We start from the raw sequence: 16,082 nt of genomic DNA on the forward strand, positions 1-16,082 counted from the left end.
TTAGGCCGCGCGGACGGCCGTGGTTTCAGCGGCTGGCATCAGGTCCATCAGGAAGTCTTCAAACGCATCGGGGCGCTGGATGAAGCGATTGAATGGCAGAGTGGCCTTGAAAATAGCTTGCGGATGAATGTTCGCGCCGCAGCGCAGGGCAGACTCAACAGCCTGGTCGCGCACATCCATGGAAGAGACAACCGCAATCCGGTATTTGCCCATATTGGCAACCCGCGCGATGGTCATGTCCGGATCAAAAGAGTCTGGCAGGCCGAGGTCGAGCACGACGAGATCAAATCTTTCGAGGCGCAACCGGGCTTCCGCCATCATCAGGGTCGGCGCCATGACCAGGTCAACCTGCACGCGGGAGCGCGCAGCCTTGTCCGCGGCAATCGCCAGCATGTCTCTGACTGGCTCGTGATCTTCAACCCAAAGAACTTTCATCTACACTATTCCCGATTTATTTGCCCGCGAAGGAAAGCCTTAAGCCAACCCCCCTGTGGCGTTCACAATGGCACGTGGCTCTTACGTCTTGGTAAAGCGAAACTTTCCGAAGTGTTTATATTTCAACACAATGCAGCGTTCCGGTGGCCTGCGCGAACGGCCATTCCCCTGTAGTTCCCGCTTTGAGGGATTCGCCCCAACCCCTATGTATATAAAGGGAGAACGGAGTGGCCCACGCACCATGAGCGACGAGAGCCTGATCGCAAAATCCTCTACTTTGAGAGGATCGGCATTTCTTGATGCAGAAAAAAATAATGACCAGCATATCGTCGATACGCTGATTGAGGAACGCTGCCCGAAACTGCGCGAGAGCTGGTCGTGGCCGCTTGTCCGTCCGGTTCTCTACAAGACGCTTGGGTATCGGCGGGCGCGGGAAATGGCCGACACGATCATGCAGCTGAATGGGCGGGACTCGTTCGATCATCTTTCACGCCAACTGAACTTCTCTCTGAAGGTCGACGGTCTCGAGAGACTACCAAGTGCTGGGCGGGTTATCATTGCGGCCAACCATCCAACCGGTTTGGCAGATGGTGTGGCGGTCTGGGATCTGCTCAAGCAGGTTCGGCAGGATATCGTATTCTTTGCCAATGCCGATGCCATTCGCGTCAATCCGAACTTTCAGGATGTCATCATCCCGGTCGAATGGGTGGCCGAGAAGCGCACCCCGGCCAAGACGCGCGAAACCCTGAAGCGGGCAGGGCAGGCCTTTGCCGAGGAAAAATGCGTTGTCATCTTCCCGTCGGGGCGGCTTGCAAAGAAGGAAGACGGGCGGCTGGTCGAGAAGGACTGGTTCTCTACCGTGGTCGGCCTCGCGCGGAAACAGAAGACACCCGTCCTGCCGCTCAATCTCGATGCGTGGAATTCGAGGCTCTTTTACTTTCTCAGCGAGCTGAACCCGGAATTGCGTGACATCACCCTGTTTCACGAGCTGCTGAACAAGCGCGGCGCGCAAGTGCGTATGACGTTCGGCCAGATGATTCATCCAGACCAGCTGGCAGGCGACGCCACCGAACTCACGGAGAAACTGAAGCACCACGTCGCTTATGATCTGGGCCGTGACAGCAAGGCCTTGTTCAAACCCTGACGTGGGGCTGGGCAGTGCCAGCAACGCCAGTTAAGGGGAAGCTATGCCGGGCCGTTTTTTCAGACAAGACATTTCATGGGATGACTACCGCGAGGCAACCGGCTTGGTGCCCCCGCCGGGCATCGACCCGCCAGAGCCGGCCTACAATAATGCGCCAAGCCAATTCGTGCCGATCATCCGCATGGCCCCCGAAGGCGAATATGTGCCGCGCGGTACTGTCCAGTTGGCCCCAGCCTATTGGGGGTTGATCCCCAGCTGGTGGAACAAGCCCCTCAGCGAGAAGAACTTCTCCACCTTTACGGCAAGGTGCGAGGACCTCGAATTCTCGAACACATTTCGCGGGCCATTCCGTCACCATCGCTGCCTGGTCCCGGTCAGCGGATACTATGTGTGGAATGGTCCGCAGGGCCATCGCAAGGCTTACGCTGTTGGCTTGAGGGACCGGCCTTGGTTCTGCCTGGCCGGACTGTGGAATCGGGCGATGATCGACGGCTCCGAGATCGACACTTTCACCATACTATCTACCCGGCCGAATCGAATGATCTCGGACATCTCCAGCCGGATGCCGGTCATTCTGAAGGCGTCCGATCATCTTCGCTGGTTGGACGCGGATAACCGCAAGATGTCTGACCTTTATGCACCTTACCCAGCTGCGGAGATGCAGGCGTGGCCAGTCGGTTCGGCGGTCGGAAATGTCCGCAACCAGGGGGCCGACCTGATCGTGAAGGCCTAGTTCTTCTTCCAGGCTACCTGATAGAGGTCCAGCCGGCGGTCCTTGAGGTTCTGCACTGCGCCGGATTGGCGAGCTGTCAGCAGGTCTGAAATGGACAAGTCCGCGAGTGCGATCGTTTCCGTATTCGGGGCAGTATCCGCCGCCACGCCATCGCGCGAGAAGGGGAAGTCGGATGGCGTCAGGATACAGCTCTCCGCATAGTGAATGTCCATATTCTCGACATTCGGCAAATTGCCCACAACCCCGGACATGGTGACATAGCACTGGTTCTCGACCGCACGGGCCTGACAGCAATATCGCACCCGCAAATAGCCCCGCCGCTCGTCGGTACAGAAGGGCACGAACAGCATCAGCGCGCCTTGATCGACAAGGTGGCGCGCGATTTCCGGGAACTCGCTATCATAGCAGATCATCACGCCAATCGGGCCGCAATCGGTCTGGATCACTGAATTGCCGCGTCCGCCCTGAATGTTCCACCAATGGCGTTCAGATGGGGTCGGGTGCAACTTCTGCTGCGTGTGGACGGAGCCATCTCGCAGGAAGACGTGGCAGACATTGAGAATCTCGCCATTCGCCATCTGGCTCGGATGCGTTCCGCCGATGATGTTGATGTTGTAGGAAACTGCCAGCTTTTCCATGAACTCAACAAAGCGCGGCGTATAGTCAGATATCTGAGAGATCGCATCGACAGGGCCGAGCGGGCGTTCAGACAGCGACAGCAATTGCAGCGTCAGCATTTCCGGGAAGACTACGAAGTCGGATTGATAGTCTGACGCAATATCGACCCAGTATTCGACCTGTCCTTCAAACTCGTCGATGGAAGTGATCCGGCGCATCTGGAACTGGACCGTGGCGATCCGCACCCGTTCGGGCAGGGACGTGTCGCCAAAGCTCGTATTGGTCTGGATCTTCTCCTGCGCCAGTGGGTTCTCCCAGAACATGTGCGTGGCATGTCCCATGGAGTCGATATCTTCCGGCAGGTAATGGCGCAGTACGCCGAGCGGCTCATACCCCTGATTCAGTTGGAACGTGATAACCGGATCGCGGAGCTTGGATTCGCGGACCGCCTTCACATAGTCTTCCGGGTTGGGATATTGTTTGGCGCGGCGAGCATAGCCAGGCATCCGACCGGCAAATACGATACCTTTCAGCTCCAGCCACTGGCATAGTTCGCGCCGTGCCTTGTAGAAACGCTGGCCAATGCGCAAGCGACGGAACGCCGGGTCGACCGCGACATCCATGCCGTAGAGCACATCCCCTTCGGGGTCGTGACGGGCGGCATACCCGCCGCCGGTAATCTGCATCCATGTGTGCGGACCAAAGGCATGTTCGGACGCGATCATGAAGGTGGCGCAATGGCCAACAATCTGGCCTTCATATTCAGCGATGAACTGCCCATCCGGAAACCGGTTGATTTGCGCCATGAGGTGGTCGCGGGAATACTCTTCGCCCTCGCCATAAACGCGCGCCGAGAGGCCCTGAAGGCCGGGAATATCGTCCGGCGTTGCGTTGCGGATGATCAGTTTTGCTTTGCTATTGCTCATGGCGAAGAAATGTCTCTGGAGGGATAAGGTTCAATGGGGCAGGCGCAGGCTGGCCCGCAGGCCGCCGAGAGGGCTGTCGCTGAGGCGAAGGTCTCCGCCATGCGCGCGCGCCGTATCCCGGGCGAGGGTGAGTCCGAGCCCTGTGCCCGGTGTATTCTGGGTGCGGGCCTCATCCAGCCGCATGAAAGGGCGGAAAGCATCCTCGCGCAGCTCCGGGTTAATGCCCGGTCCATTGTCATCGACGTGTATATCGGCCGCATGCGGACCGTTCACAAGAGTGATTTGTGTGTCCGTCGCGAATTTTGTCGCATTGGAGATCAAATTTGTCATAGCGCGCTTGAGTGCCAGCCGACGGCCATTGACCTGAACATGATCAGGCCCGGTTACCATAATGTGCGGGCCAAAGCCCGCGGCGGCGTCGCGCAAGAGTTCGGCAAGGTCAAAATCGCTCGGCTCATCGCCTTCTTCGCCGCGCGCAAAGGTGAGATATTCGTCCAGCATCATGGACATGTCATCAAGATCGGCCCGCGCGGCTTTGATGTCATCGGTCTCGTCCATCATGGCCAGCGCCAGCTTTAGTCGGGTGAGGGGCGTGCGCAGATCATGGCTGACCCCGGCTAGCATGGCGGTGCGCTGTTCCGCAAAGGCGGTCAGCCGGTTCTTCATGTCGATTACCGCCCGGGCCGCCTCGCGCACTTCGTTGGCGCCAGACGGGCGGAAGTCCGGCACATCCCGGCCACGGCCGAACGCTCGCGCGGCCTTTGACAAGCTCAGGATCGAGCGCACCTGCTGGTTCAGGAAGCCGATGGCCAGGGCAACCATGAACAGGGAGAACAGGATCACCCAGACAATAAAGATGTGGGTATTGGCGGCGAGCACACGTTTACGCTCGACAATGATTTCAACTGTGCGGGGCCCCGACGCGAAGCGGAGGTGCAGCATTGAGTCCTGGGGGTTCAACGCCGTCTCCACCGGTACGCCAAGCCGGGTCTCCAACTCCTTGTCCAGCGTGCCGCTATAGGAGAAGACTTCAGCATAGCTTCGGCGATCGAGGCTGGCGAAATCGCTGTCGCAAGTGAAGGTCAGGTCTAGGCGCTCATCTATGGTCTTGCGGTCCAGCACGGACTCCTCGCGGCGGTCGCAATAAGCCTGGACGAGGCTCGCATCGCGCGCGATGGATTGGGCGAGCTTGCGGTTCACCTCCGCAATATGGCTGTCGTAATAATACCACGACATGAGCGACAGGATCAGAACGACCGGCGCGATTACCATCAACATGCTGCGAGCATAAAGCCCGCGCGGTGTGATATCTCTCAGGCGCAGCATCGGCTCAGTCCGGCATGAGGCGATATCCGACGCCTCGCACGGTCTGGATATGGATCGGCTCTTTCGGATTGGGTTCGATCTTGCGGCGCAGGCGCGTCACCTGCACATCGACAGAGCGCTCCATCCCGGCTGAAGTCAGGGAGGCCAGCTCCTCACGGCTCACCGGCTCGCCCGGATTTGAGGCCAATACCGTCAGCAATTGCAATTCGGCCTCGGTGAGACGGATGCGCGTATCGCCCTCTTTCAACTCGCCGCGTTCTGCATTGAATACCATGCCGGACATTTCGACTTCTTCGGGCGGCTCTGCCTTGTGCGATCGGCGCAGGATGGCGGCGCAGCGCAAGGATAGCTCCTCCGGCTCGAACGGCTTGGCGAGATAGTCGTCTGCGCCATGCTTCAGCCCTTCGATCCGGTTGGACGCTTCACCTTTGGCGGTCAGCAGCATGACGGGCGTTTCCCGATTGCGCCCCTCCCGCATGGATTTCAGCAGCGACAGACCATCTTCACCCGGCATCATTATGTCCAGAATGGCGAGATCAAACTCCATTGATGACATCATCTTGCGCGCGCCGTCCGCTCCGGACGCCGAGGTTACGCGATACCCTTCACGTGTGAGATATCGCTTCAGCAGGTCGCGAATGCGGTCATCGTCATCGACGACGAGAATATGAGCGGTGTCCTGGTTCATTTGACGAGCGCATCCATCACTTTGCGCGCCCCTTCAACCGCATCCGGGCCAGCGGCGCGATAGGCCAGGCGCAGCCGCTCGCGCAATACGATCGTGATCTGGGTGGTCAGCGTGGTGCCCGCATCCGACAGGTTCAGCGTGCGCCGACGCTTGTCACTTGCCTGTTCACGCTCGCGCTCGATCAGGCCGCGCTTGTCCAGTTCGCCAATGATGCGGGCGAAAGTTGGTACTGTCATGCTCAACGCATCGCGCAGCTCGCCCACGGTTTGACCGGGTGAGTAGCGGACAGCCATGAGTATTTGCAGTTCTGGCTTGCTCAGCCCTGCCTTGTGCCGCGCCTCTTCTGCGGCTCTCATCAGTTCGGCGCTTCCTGCCAGCAGGAGTCCGACACCTCTATCAAGCTCCTGATCCATAAGGAAAAGGCGCGGATCGAAAGGTCTATTCAGGTTGACGTCAGGGGCCATGTTCTGAAATGAACGCGAAAATGCTATAAGTGCAAGCGAGGAGCGCTGAACTATTATGTCTGCTTATGACGACCGTGACGGTTATATCTGGATGGATGGGGAATTCGTGCCGTGGCGGGACAGCAAAGTCCACGTCCTGACGCATGCGCTTCACTATGCGTCCTCCGTCTTTGAAGGTGAGCGGGCATATAGCGGCAAGATCTTCCGTTCGCTGGACCATTCCAAGCGCCTGCACAATTCAGCGGAGATCATGGGGTTCAAAATCCCGTTTTCTGTTGATCAGGTCGAACAGGCCAAGACCGAGGCACTGGCGAAATCGGGTCTCGAGAGCGCCTACGTGCGCGCACTGGCTTGGCGCGGGTCTGAGATGATGGGCGTTTCAGCCCAGAACAACACGATCCATCTCGCGGTCGCGGTCTGGCATTGGGGCGACTATTTCGCCGACAAGATGAAGGGCATCCGTTTGACACACGCCAAGTGGCGCCGTCCGGCCCCGGACACCGCGCCCTGCCATGCCAAGGCCGCTGGCCTCTACATGATCTGCACCCTGTCCAAGCATGCTGCCGAGCGCGACGGCTACGCCGACGCCCTGATGCTCGACTATCGCGGTCAGGTGGCTGAGGCGACCGGCGCGAACATCTTCTTTGTGCGCGACGGCGCGTTGCATACACCGACCCCGGATTGCTTCCTCAATGGCCTGACCCGCCAGACGGCGATCAAGCTGGCCAGGGAGCGCGGCATCGAAGTGATCGAACGGGCGATCTTCCCGGATGAGCTGTCGACCTTCTCGGAATGCTTCATCACAGGCAGCGCAGCTGAAATCACGCCTGTCGCCGAGATTGGCGAGCATGTCTACAAGCCGGGCCATATCTCCGAAACGCTAGTCAATGACTATACCGCACTGGTCAACGGCCGGCTGGAGTTGGCGCTATAGGCGGCACGGCGCAAGCTGTACGAAAAGTAACTGAGGCCGTTAAGGGCTGGCTGCTAGGGCTTTGGCCCATGGGTGGAGCCTGGAAAGAGTTCGCGCGCGAGCGCCTTCCCTTCGTGGCGGGATCATTGGGCCTCAATGGCCTGATCCTGTTTCTCTTTGCCATCGCCTTCGGACATAAGCTTCCCCCGCCTCCTGAGCCCGTGGTTTTGGAGGTGGACATCGTCGAGCTTCCACCGATACTCCCGCCAGAGCCAGAGCCAGAGCCAGAGCCAGAGCCAGAGCCAGAGCCAGAGCCAGAGCCAGAGCCAGAGCCAGAGCCAGAGCCAGAGCCAGAGCCAGAGCCAGAGCCAGAGCCAGAGCCAGAGCCAGAGCCAGAGCCAGAGCCAGAGCCAGAGCCAGAGCCAGAGCCAGAGGCGGAATTGCCGCCGGAGCCGCTGCCGGACATCGAGCCCGAACCTCTCCCCGAACCGGATCCGGAACCGTTGCCCCAGCCGGATCCTGAGCCGATCCCGGAATCGGAATTGGTCATGGAAGAGGCTCTGCCTCCGCCCGAAGCGCCGGTGGACCTCGTCATCGACGACCCCATTCCTGAGCCGGAGCCCTTGCCGCTTGCCGTAGAGGAGGAGGTGCTGCCGGATCCTCAGCCGGGCCTGCCGGTCGAAGTCATTCCCGAAGAACCGGCCATGGAAGATCCGGAGGATGTGCCAGAAGAGCTTCCGGACACGCTGGAAGCTCCCCTTGAAGACACCGAGCCGGACCTTGAGACCGAAGTCCTGCCTGAGGAATTGCCCGAACCGACCCCCGATGAATCGGTTGAGGATCTGCCGGAAAGTATGCCTGATGAAGAGCCTGACGAGATTCCGGAAGACCTCGTCGAGGAGATTGAGCCTGAAATAGAGCCGGTTGAGGAAACGCTGCCACCTGTACCTGACCCGGTGGTCGAGCCTGACCCCGAAATGGAGCCTGCCGCGGAAGCGCCGCTCGAACTGGAGCCTCAGCCCGAACAAGTGCCTGAGGTGGACCTGCCCGATGTCACGGAGCCAGAACCCGACCCGGACGAAGCGATCATCCTGCCGGAACCGTCTGACGCGCCGCTGCAAACCCTTGCGCCACCCGTGCAACAGCCTGCCACCACAGCGCAGCCCTTTGCCAGGCCCCAACCTTTTGGACGCCCGCCCCCCGTGCGCGTGCCGGGCATCGAGTTTTCCCTGCCGCCAGCTACGGCCGGGGGAGGGGGCGGCGCGCTTGGCGCGCTACTCTGCCACAAGCTCACCGAAGAACAGCGACTCAAGGCCAATTGCGATCTCGATGCCACCAAACAAGCCTATAAGGACGCCGCCAATGCCGGCCTCGACCGGGACGAGCAGAACCGGCTCGACGGCACCTATGACGGCCAGCTGCGCTCAACCCTGCCGGATGATTCCGCGTTTGAGAACTTCCTGAAACGCAATGACGGCATTTCGAAAACCACATTGGACGGGATCGACAACACGATCTTCATGGACCGCAAGCCGGAGTCCGAGCGCCAGCACGATCAGCTGATGCGCGGCGACACGATGGAGTGGGAAGACGAGGTCTTTGAGGCCCATCAGAACGAAGACTAGCGCCCGCAGCCCTATCTGCTTGACTCGAATATGCGACTCCGCCAACGGCTCAGAGTATGAACAAGGTTACTGTCTCCGTCTGCCCGCTGCCCCATTTCGAGGGGCTAGACCTGCCAGCTTATGAAACCATCGGTTCAGCCGGCATGGATGTCCGCGCGGCTGTTTCGCAGGAAGACCCAATTCTGCTGCAGGCGGGTGAGCGGGCGATGATCCCGACCGGCCTGTCAGTGGCCATTCCGCAAGGCTATGAAATTCAGGTGCGCCCGCGCTCCGGCCTCGCAGCCAAGCATGGCCTGACCTGTTTGAACACGCCCGGCACGATCGACAGCGATTATCGCGGTGAGATCAAGGTGATCCTGATCAATCTCGGACAGGATGCCTTTACCATCCAGCGCGGCGAACGCATTGCCCAACTGGTTCTTGCGCCGGTCACTCAACTGGCATGGATAGAAGTGGACGCGCTGGACGAGACGGACCGCGGCGCCGGCGGATTTGGCTCAACCGGAAGATAATCCGGGTTTCTTCTTGAACATGTGTTCACCCCTCCTTACATATTGAATATCGATAAGTTCAGGAGAGCGGTGCATTCGCCGAATTGCGGATCCATCTAACAGACGGGGAGCTCCAAACGACTGACTTTCGTACCAACGTCTTGTCAGAAAAGGAGCCTCTCATTGTCTTTCCTAGTCTTTCTTGTCTTTGTTCTGGTGATCGTCTCACTCGCGCGGTCCGGGAAGTCCCGCCCGCCTGAAGCGTCACCAGATGCCGATCAGATCGCCAATCTGGCCGAGCGTGTGCGCACGCTGGAAGCCATCATTCTCGACCGGGATCGTCGTTTGCGTCGCGAGATCGACGGCCTCCGCTAAGACCTGGCCAAGTTCCAGTCCGCGATAGGTGGCAAATTTTCTTGTAAGATTTGCCTGAATTGTATATATCGAAAAACGATACAAAGGGGAGTTACCGAATGGACCCGATCGTCATGGTCGTCCTCATTGTGCTGATCTCAGTCGGCGCGGGTGTGGTGAACAATTATCTGAAGCTGAAAGCTAACGCCAAATCCGACAAGGGCGCGGACGAAGACATTCAGCGTGTCCTCGGTGAGGTCGACCGCTTGAAGGAACGTGTACGTGTTCTGGAAAAGATCGTGACCGATCAGGAGCGTCAGCTGTCCGACGAAATTCGCAAGCTGGCCTAGTTGCCGCCGCCACCGGGGATGCGCATACGCCGTCTTTGTGCAGCCACTTGTGACAGCGTCTTGCGTTCGCTTGCTGCGCCCATGTCGCGCCTGAGCAGGCAGCGACGCTGACGGCGTTCAATGATGGCATTCATGACGTGTCTTTCTCTTGTTGCGGAGTATAAGAGATGATCAGAATGCGGCGTCATTGTGTGTGAAAGGTTAATGCCTCGGAATGGCCTAAATCAGGGCGCCATCGGCCTTAGCGAAGCGTGCGAGCAGATAGGCATCTGTATCTTCGATCGTGTCGAGCTTGCCGAAAGCGAAAGCCTCCCGGTCCAGCACGAGGTCTCGCGGACGCAGCTCGCGACTGATCGACAAGCCATCCAGAGATCGCGCACGCGAAAAGGCGACATAGGCTTGTCCGTGGGCGAACATACCGGAATCGAAATCGATGAAGACCTTGTCGAGCGTCAGGCCCTGTGCCTTGTGGATGGTCACGGCATAGGCAAGGCGCAGCGGCATCTGTTTGAATGTGCCGACCACTTCGCGCTTCACTTTTTTGGTTTCGGGGTCCAATTCGTAGCGGTATTTTTCCCAGGCCGTCGGTTCGATTTCGTAGACATGATCGTCGATCTCGACAATTACACGGGTTCCGGAAAACCCGGCGACTGTGGCCAAAGTCCCATTCACCCAGCGCCCTTCGGGGTCATTCTTGATCAGCATCACCCGCGCGCCTTCCTTTAGTTCGAGGTCGGCTTCGGTCGGATAGGCCTTCTCATCGAACTGGCCCTGCACGTCAGCCTCAAATGTTTGCGACCGTGTATTCAAGCCTTCGAGCCGGGCCTGGTTGATACGGTAGGCATTGGCATTGTTGGGTGTCAGGACAACATGGGTTTCAGAGGCTTCGACAGCAGATCTCGTGCTGACCAGTCCGCGCAACACGGCCTCGTCATTTGGCGTGACCCGTCCGGTGCGCAGCGCGCCCAACAAGGCGAGGAAGCGAGGTTCGGCCTGCCGAAACACATGTTTGAGGGCCAGCAGGGAAAATTCGGCATCCTTGAAGGCGGGCGCGTTGAAGAAATAGCTGCCGCCATAACGGTCGCGTAGGATTGGTGCTTCCTGACCTGACACAACGGGTGGCAACTGATGCAGGTCGCCTGACAGGATCATGCGCACGCCGCCAAAGGGCCGTTTGGAGGCGCGGTTTAGCTTCAGGCTTTTGTCGATGGCATCCAGCATGTCAGACCTGACCATCGAGATTTCATCGATGATCATCGTGTCGATGGCCTTGACCAGCCGTGTCGAGCGCAGCCGCTTGATGTCCGTGGGCTCGATCAGGCGTGGTGGGAATTTGAAGAAGGAATGGATCGTCTGCCCGCCGGCATTCATGGCCGCCACACCCGTGGGAGCCAGCACGATGGCCTTCTCGCCCGCGCCTGCCAGGAACTTGCGCAACATCGTGGTCTTGCCAGTGCCTGCGCGGCCAGTGAGGAACAGATTGCCCTGTGCGCCGGTGCCGGTGGCGACCCAGTTTGCGGGCGTGGCATAGATGGTGTCGGGGGTGGTTTCGGTGGTCACGTGTCTGGCTTAACGGCGTTTTGCGCGGAAGGCGAGGGTGGCCCTGCCGGGAGTGGAAAAGCCCCCGAAGAAACACTTCGGGGGCTTCCAGTCAGCCATAAGAATGCGTGCCGGGTTTAGCCGGCAATACGGCGGACATAATCATAGGCGCCTTTGCGGCTGTCCCGTTTGCGTGCGGGCTGGAACGCCACTTTCGCATGTTCGGAACAGTATGGACCGCAATCAGATTTGCGTCCGCAGAAAGCGAATTTCGGATCGGCTGGATCCCCAATCGGCCATTTGCACATGGAGTCGCGCAGCGTGAGGATCGATGCGGGTTCCCCGTCAGCCTGTTGCAGCGGCGGCAGCGGCGCCATCACTTCGGTGCGCTCCACCGGGCGCGGAGCAGCGGTCTCCGGAGTTGCCGGTGTTGCCACCTTGACGCTGCCATCAGGCAACACGCGCGGCTTCGGACGGGCCAGCCGTGGGGGGCGCTTTACCGGGCGGGATGGTGTCGCGCGACCCGACAGGCCCAGGCGATGGACTTTGCCGATAACAGCATTGCGAGTGACCCCGCCCAGCTGTTTGGCAATCTGGGAAGCCGAATGGCCTTCCGCCCAGAGTTTCTTCAGCACGCTTACCCGTTCTTCGGTCCAGGACATGGTTGATGTCTCCCAGCTCGGTTCAAGATCGTTAACACTTACGATCCATCAGCCCCTATATATTGAGATGACTTGATACACGTCATCCGCTCAGCACCTAGATATCGTATCAGCAGCGAAACGAAACACAACATGCAGCGCAGGCTTTCCACAGGCTTTCTACATATTGTGGTTAACTGCATCAGCCTGTGGACAAAAACGAGGCAGCCAAATTTCCGAAGTTTTTCCGCGTCTTGCCCCTCGCAGACTCAGGTAAAGACGCCTAGATACTGCGCATGACCGATACAGCTGTTGACCAGACCTCCGCCCATCGCCTTGTCCGCCAGTATGGCAAAATGAACGGGTTGGGACTCTGGACCCTGTTCAAGCGCGAGATCGGCCGCTTCCTGAAAGTGTGGATGCAAACCGTGTTTGCGCCGGTCGTTACGACACTTCTTTTCATGACGGTTTTCAAGCTGGCCTTCGGCGAGCGCGGTCGGTTGACGGGTGATTTCGAGGGGCTGAGTTATATCGAGTTTCTCGCACCTGGCCTGATCGTCATGGCGGTCCTGCAGAACGCGTTTCAGAATACCAGTTCCAGCCTCGTGCAGGCGAAGTTCAATTCCACCTATGTCGACTTCCTGATGCCACCGCTTTCCCCCATGGAGCTGACGATTGGCTTTATCGGCGGATCGGTTGTGCGCGGTCTGCTCGTCGCCTTTATTTCCGCCATCGGCATCCAGCTCAGCGGCCTTGCTGATCTCAGCGTGGCCCATGTCTGGCCAATTCTGTGGTTCAGCATCACATCTGCGATCGCGCTCGGCGCGCTTGGTGCTATCGGCGGGATCTGGGCCGATAAATTCGACCATTTGTCCGCAGTCACCAATTTCGTGATCGTGCCGCTCACATTCCTGTCAGGCACATTTTATGACATCAAGGTCATGTCGGAGCCCTTCTATACGATGGCCCTGCTGGACCCGTTCTTCTACATGATTGACGGGTTTCGGTATGGTTTCCTGGGTGTTGCAAACAGCTCCGTGATTGTCGGGGTCTGGGTAACGGGATTGCTGTCTGTTGCAGGCATATTCGCTGTCTGGCTCATGTTTCGGTCGGGCTACAAGCTGAAAGCCTAAGACTCCCCTCAGGCGGGAGCAGCATTGACGCTCCAGTTCCGTCCCCCTTGAATGCCGGAAATCCCGGCAGGGGAAAGAACTGGAGAAAATCATGGGTAGTGGGAAATTCCTCGCAGGTGCGATTGCTGCAACGGCACTTCTGGCTGGGTGCCAGATGATGCCGGCTGAACAGACAGTCGGCGAATATTGCGCCAATCCGGACAAGGCCGACGAGGCTGTTTGCAAACTGAAAATGGAAATCGACGGCAACAGCACCGCGCTGGCCGATACTGATATGCGTCTGTCACAGGCTCGGAACATGGCGGATAGCGCCACGGAGGCGGCTGCGCGAGCCCAGGCAAGCGCAGATGCGGCGAGAGCGCGCGCGGACGCGGCGATGGCGCTGGCCGAAGAGGCTAATAGCAAGGAAGTCCAGTGCGAAACCCGCACCATACAGAATTCCGACACGGGTTCCTGCCGGCCCGGCTATGCGCTGACCAGCTGCACGCAAACCCGCTACACCTATCGGGCAGGGGGCATGTCTATCCTGCGAGAGATCAATGACGAGCAGTGCCGCTTCAACAGCCGCGTGCTGGAAATGCAGGTTCGCTGCTGCGCAGTGTCCGGGTCGGCGCCGCAGCCGGAAGACACGCTGATCGAGAATGAGGTCCCACCGCAGCCGCCTCAGCCGGAAGCTCCGAAAGAGCCGGTGCCGGTCAGCCCGTAACGCAGACTGTCAGATTGAACTTCAGAGCCGCCGGAACCGTGTTTCGGCGGCTTCTTTCTTGCGCTCCATTGCTCAGTTGCTGTCCTGAACGAAGTAGAAGTCGCCACCCGTTGTACCATCGGTGTAGATGGGGCGCTGTTTCTGTCCGGTGCGTGCAGCGACGGCATCCTGGACACGCTTGAACACGACATTGGCCGGATCATCGAGTGTGCTGATGAGGGCGGAGAGTTCTTCAGAATAGACTCCGTCATCAGCGGCTGTCTTGCCGGGTTCCGTTGCAAAGGCCTGGAACACGCCGGACGCCCAGCCGACCGGGCTGTAGGCTCGCATGAGGCCACGGCTCTGATCATCCATTACCGTTCGGCAGGCGTCAAAGACGATGAACGAAGTCGGTGCGACTGTGGTCGAGACACGGTTGAAGATCTGTTCAAAACTGACGCCAAAGTCGCGAATGTCGTCCGGTGACGCGCCGGGAATATCGGTCGGCAAGATGAAGTTCGTACCGTCGACGTTCACGCCATGACCCGAATAATAGAAGAAGGTGACCGGATAGGCTCCTGCATCCTTGCGTGCCTTGGCCATGCGGCCGAGCAGACTCAACGCGCGAACCGTCTGGCGTTGGCCGAGATCTTCGCATTGCAGGACCGAGAAGCCGACGCCAGTCAGTGCCGCGGTGATCCGGTCGCCATCGTCATGGGTCACAGTCAGGCGACTGACAGGGGGCGTATAGGCCAGATTGCTGAGCACCATTGCCTGACGGTCCGCATTCGGGCCGGCGACCCATGTGCAGCCTGCGATCTCGGTGTCGGGCAACAGGCCGGTCGCCGCGTTGGCAATATCGGCGGGGCTGGAAAGCGTTGACGGGTTTGATGCGTTGGTGGGCGCCAACAGTGTATTTGCGCCGCTGAGGGTGGAGGCCATGTCAGCTTCAGGCGCAGGGGAGCGACTTGCGACCGAGGTTGCTTCAGCAACCAGCCCCGGATCGACCAGCAATTCTTCAATCGATGTGACCTTGATTGAGAGTGGTATGGTTTTCACGGCGCGGGCAAACCGTTCGCCATTCACGTCGACAGTTTCCGACACGGTGAAGGTCAGATTGGGCGTTCCAGCCTGGCGTGGCGTGACCTGCCACTGCCAGAGCGTTGGCGACCCAGGCAAGACAGGCTGCTCAGAAGGTGTGGTGGCGACGAAGTCGTAACCCTCGCCGGAAGCCGAGGCCGTCATCACCTGGCTTGCGCGGACGGTGTCAAAGCGGAGCGACATGGCACTTTCTGAGCTGCCTGGCGCAAGGCCCGTGCCCAGAATGCCACGTAGCGATTCATCCACTTCGGCTTCACTCGTGTTGCGCTGAAGAGGCTGGATGGCAACTTCGAGGAAATAGGGCTGGCCGAGCACCATCTGTTCCGGCGCATGGTGGGCGATGCGGCCACTGTCGAAATCGTTCGCCGCTTCGGCTGCGAGTTCTGAATATCGATAGTCCCATTCCGGGCACGGCCGTATGAGTTGGGCGTCGTCCAGCGTCACGGTCTCGCTCCAGAAACAAAGCGGCTTTTCGACGATGCCGACTTCATAACCGTCTCCTGCAAGATCAATGGCGAGCGCATCCAGCGTGGTAACGAGGTCGCCATCGATGCGATGGGTGGCCTGCGTAAACGTCTCGGCATTCATATCCGTACAGGTAACGAGCAAGGTCCGGGGTGCGGAAATCTCCGCTTGGCAGGTTTCGGAATAGCCCGGACCCGCCGCGGTGGCTTCAAGATCCGAGAAATCTCCTTCCTCAAGGGCTGCGAGCAACTCAAGTATGGGGGGATCATCTGCGTAAAGCTCTCGCATATCGTCGATTTCATCAGCCGGTGCCGAGGCTTCATTTTCGTAGGCGTCTTCTTCGTCGGAATAGCCCCACTCGGATCCGGCATCTCCATATTCGCCATATCCTGTTGACCAGTCGGGCTCGTCTTCGACCATCGCCGGTGGCGGAGGTGGCGGAGGTGGCGGA

The 16,082-nt window shown here is 59.2% G+C and carries 18 protein-coding genes; 9 read left to right on the plus strand and 9 right to left on the minus strand.

Features of this window, described 5'->3' with window-relative positions; translation table 11 throughout:
* Complete coding sequence (locus L53_RS14810) at positions 1 to 435, minus strand: response regulator transcription factor (protein WP_034817104.1); 435 nt, start codon at positions 433 to 435, stop codon at positions 1 to 3.
* A 241-nt stretch (positions 436 to 676) separates the two neighbouring features.
* On the opposite strand from L53_RS14810, the gene L53_RS14815 reads away from it, so the two are divergent.
* Positions 677 to 1,579, plus strand: coding sequence for a GNAT family N-acetyltransferase (locus tag L53_RS14815; protein WP_034817106.1), 903 nt, complete (start codon positions 677 to 679; stop codon positions 1,577 to 1,579).
* Between the two features lie 43 nt (positions 1,580 to 1,622).
* On the plus strand, positions 1,623 to 2,312 hold the full coding sequence (locus L53_RS14820) for an SOS response-associated peptidase (protein ID WP_034817109.1): 690 nt from the start codon (positions 1,623 to 1,625) through the stop codon (positions 2,310 to 2,312).
* Here the strand turns inward: L53_RS14820 and L53_RS14825 are convergent.
* Genes L53_RS14825 through L53_RS14840 form a run of 4 tightly spaced genes read right to left on the minus strand, consistent with a single transcriptional unit; the run spans position 2,309 to position 6,226 of the window.
* Entirely contained in the window at positions 2,309 to 3,856 is a 1,548-nt protein-coding gene (locus L53_RS14825) for a bifunctional GNAT family N-acetyltransferase/carbon-nitrogen hydrolase family protein (RefSeq protein ID WP_034817111.1), read from the minus strand. The genes L53_RS14820 and L53_RS14825 overlap by 4 nt on opposite strands.
* A gap of 30 nt (positions 3,857 to 3,886) precedes the next feature.
* Positions 3,887 to 5,182 (minus strand): ATP-binding protein, encoded by a 1,296-nt coding sequence (locus L53_RS14830; protein WP_051608020.1) that lies wholly within the window; start codon positions 5,180 to 5,182, stop codon positions 3,887 to 3,889.
* 4 nt (positions 5,183 to 5,186) lie between these two features.
* Positions 5,187 to 5,870 (minus strand): response regulator, encoded by a 684-nt coding sequence (locus L53_RS14835; protein WP_034817113.1) that lies wholly within the window; start codon positions 5,868 to 5,870, stop codon positions 5,187 to 5,189.
* Positions 5,867 to 6,226 (minus strand): MarR family winged helix-turn-helix transcriptional regulator, encoded by a 360-nt coding sequence (locus L53_RS14840; protein WP_198019827.1) that lies wholly within the window; start codon positions 6,224 to 6,226, stop codon positions 5,867 to 5,869. The genes L53_RS14835 and L53_RS14840 overlap by 4 nt, the downstream gene beginning before the upstream one ends.
* Positions 6,227 to 6,389: 163 nt before the next feature.
* On the opposite strand from L53_RS14840, the gene L53_RS14845 reads away from it, so the two are divergent.
* From L53_RS14845 to L53_RS14865, 5 genes are all read left to right on the plus strand, one after another.
* The gene (locus tag L53_RS14845) at positions 6,390 to 7,268 is read left to right on the plus strand and encodes a branched-chain amino acid aminotransferase (protein ID WP_034817117.1); all 879 of its coding nucleotides are present in this window, start codon (positions 6,390 to 6,392) and stop codon (positions 7,266 to 7,268) included.
* 68 nt (positions 7,269 to 7,336) lie between these two features.
* Positions 7,337 to 8,872: a hypothetical protein gene (locus L53_RS17175; protein ID WP_051608021.1), complete on the plus strand. Its 1,536-nt coding sequence runs from the start codon at positions 7,337 to 7,339 to the stop codon at positions 8,870 to 8,872.
* Positions 8,873 to 8,928: 56 nt separating this feature from the next.
* Positions 8,929 to 9,384: a dUTP diphosphatase gene (gene dut, locus L53_RS14855; RefSeq protein WP_034817119.1), complete on the plus strand. Its 456-nt coding sequence runs from the start codon at positions 8,929 to 8,931 to the stop codon at positions 9,382 to 9,384.
* Positions 9,385 to 9,546: 162 nt separating this feature from the next.
* The gene (locus L53_RS14860; RefSeq protein ID WP_034817120.1) at positions 9,547 to 9,738 is read left to right on the plus strand and encodes a hypothetical protein; all 192 of its coding nucleotides are present in this window, start codon (positions 9,547 to 9,549) and stop codon (positions 9,736 to 9,738) included.
* A gap of 98 nt (positions 9,739 to 9,836) precedes the next feature.
* Positions 9,837 to 10,067, plus strand: coding sequence for a hypothetical protein (locus L53_RS14865; RefSeq protein WP_034817122.1), 231 nt, complete (start codon positions 9,837 to 9,839; stop codon positions 10,065 to 10,067).
* Here L53_RS14865 and L53_RS17060 read toward each other — a convergent pair.
* The 3 genes from L53_RS17060 to L53_RS14875 form a co-directional block, all read right to left on the minus strand.
* A complete protein-coding gene (locus tag L53_RS17060) occupies positions 10,064 to 10,201 on the minus strand; it encodes a hypothetical protein (RefSeq protein WP_156947946.1) in 138 nt (45 codons plus the stop codon). The genes L53_RS14865 and L53_RS17060 overlap by 4 nt on opposite strands.
* Before the next feature lie 85 nt (positions 10,202 to 10,286).
* Entirely contained in the window at positions 10,287 to 11,627 is a 1,341-nt protein-coding gene (locus L53_RS14870) for an ATP-dependent RecD-like DNA helicase (protein WP_034817124.1), read from the minus strand.
* Positions 11,628 to 11,743: 116 nt separating this feature from the next.
* A complete protein-coding gene (locus L53_RS14875) occupies positions 11,744 to 12,268 on the minus strand; it encodes a GcrA family cell cycle regulator (RefSeq protein ID WP_034817126.1) in 525 nt (174 codons plus the stop codon).
* Between the two features lie 275 nt (positions 12,269 to 12,543).
* Between L53_RS14875 and L53_RS14880 the strand changes: the two genes are divergently transcribed.
* Both L53_RS14880 and L53_RS14885 read left to right on the plus strand, forming a co-directional pair.
* Positions 12,544 to 13,380, plus strand: coding sequence for an ABC transporter permease (locus L53_RS14880; RefSeq protein ID WP_034817128.1), 837 nt, complete (start codon positions 12,544 to 12,546; stop codon positions 13,378 to 13,380).
* Positions 13,381 to 13,471: 91 nt separating this feature from the next.
* Positions 13,472 to 14,086: a hypothetical protein gene (locus L53_RS14885; protein ID WP_034817129.1), complete on the plus strand. Its 615-nt coding sequence runs from the start codon at positions 13,472 to 13,474 to the stop codon at positions 14,084 to 14,086.
* Positions 14,087 to 14,158: 72 nt separating this feature from the next.
* On the opposite strand, the gene L53_RS14890 is transcribed toward L53_RS14885, so the two are convergent.
* The coding region (locus tag L53_RS14890) for a caspase family protein (RefSeq protein ID WP_156947947.1) at positions 14,159 to 16,082 on the minus strand (1,924 nt) is incomplete at its 5' end.

The sequence above is a fragment of the Hyphomonas sp. L-53-1-40 genome (assembly GCF_000682775.1).
Classification (GTDB): Bacteria; Pseudomonadota; Alphaproteobacteria; order Caulobacterales; family Hyphomonadaceae; genus Hyphomonas.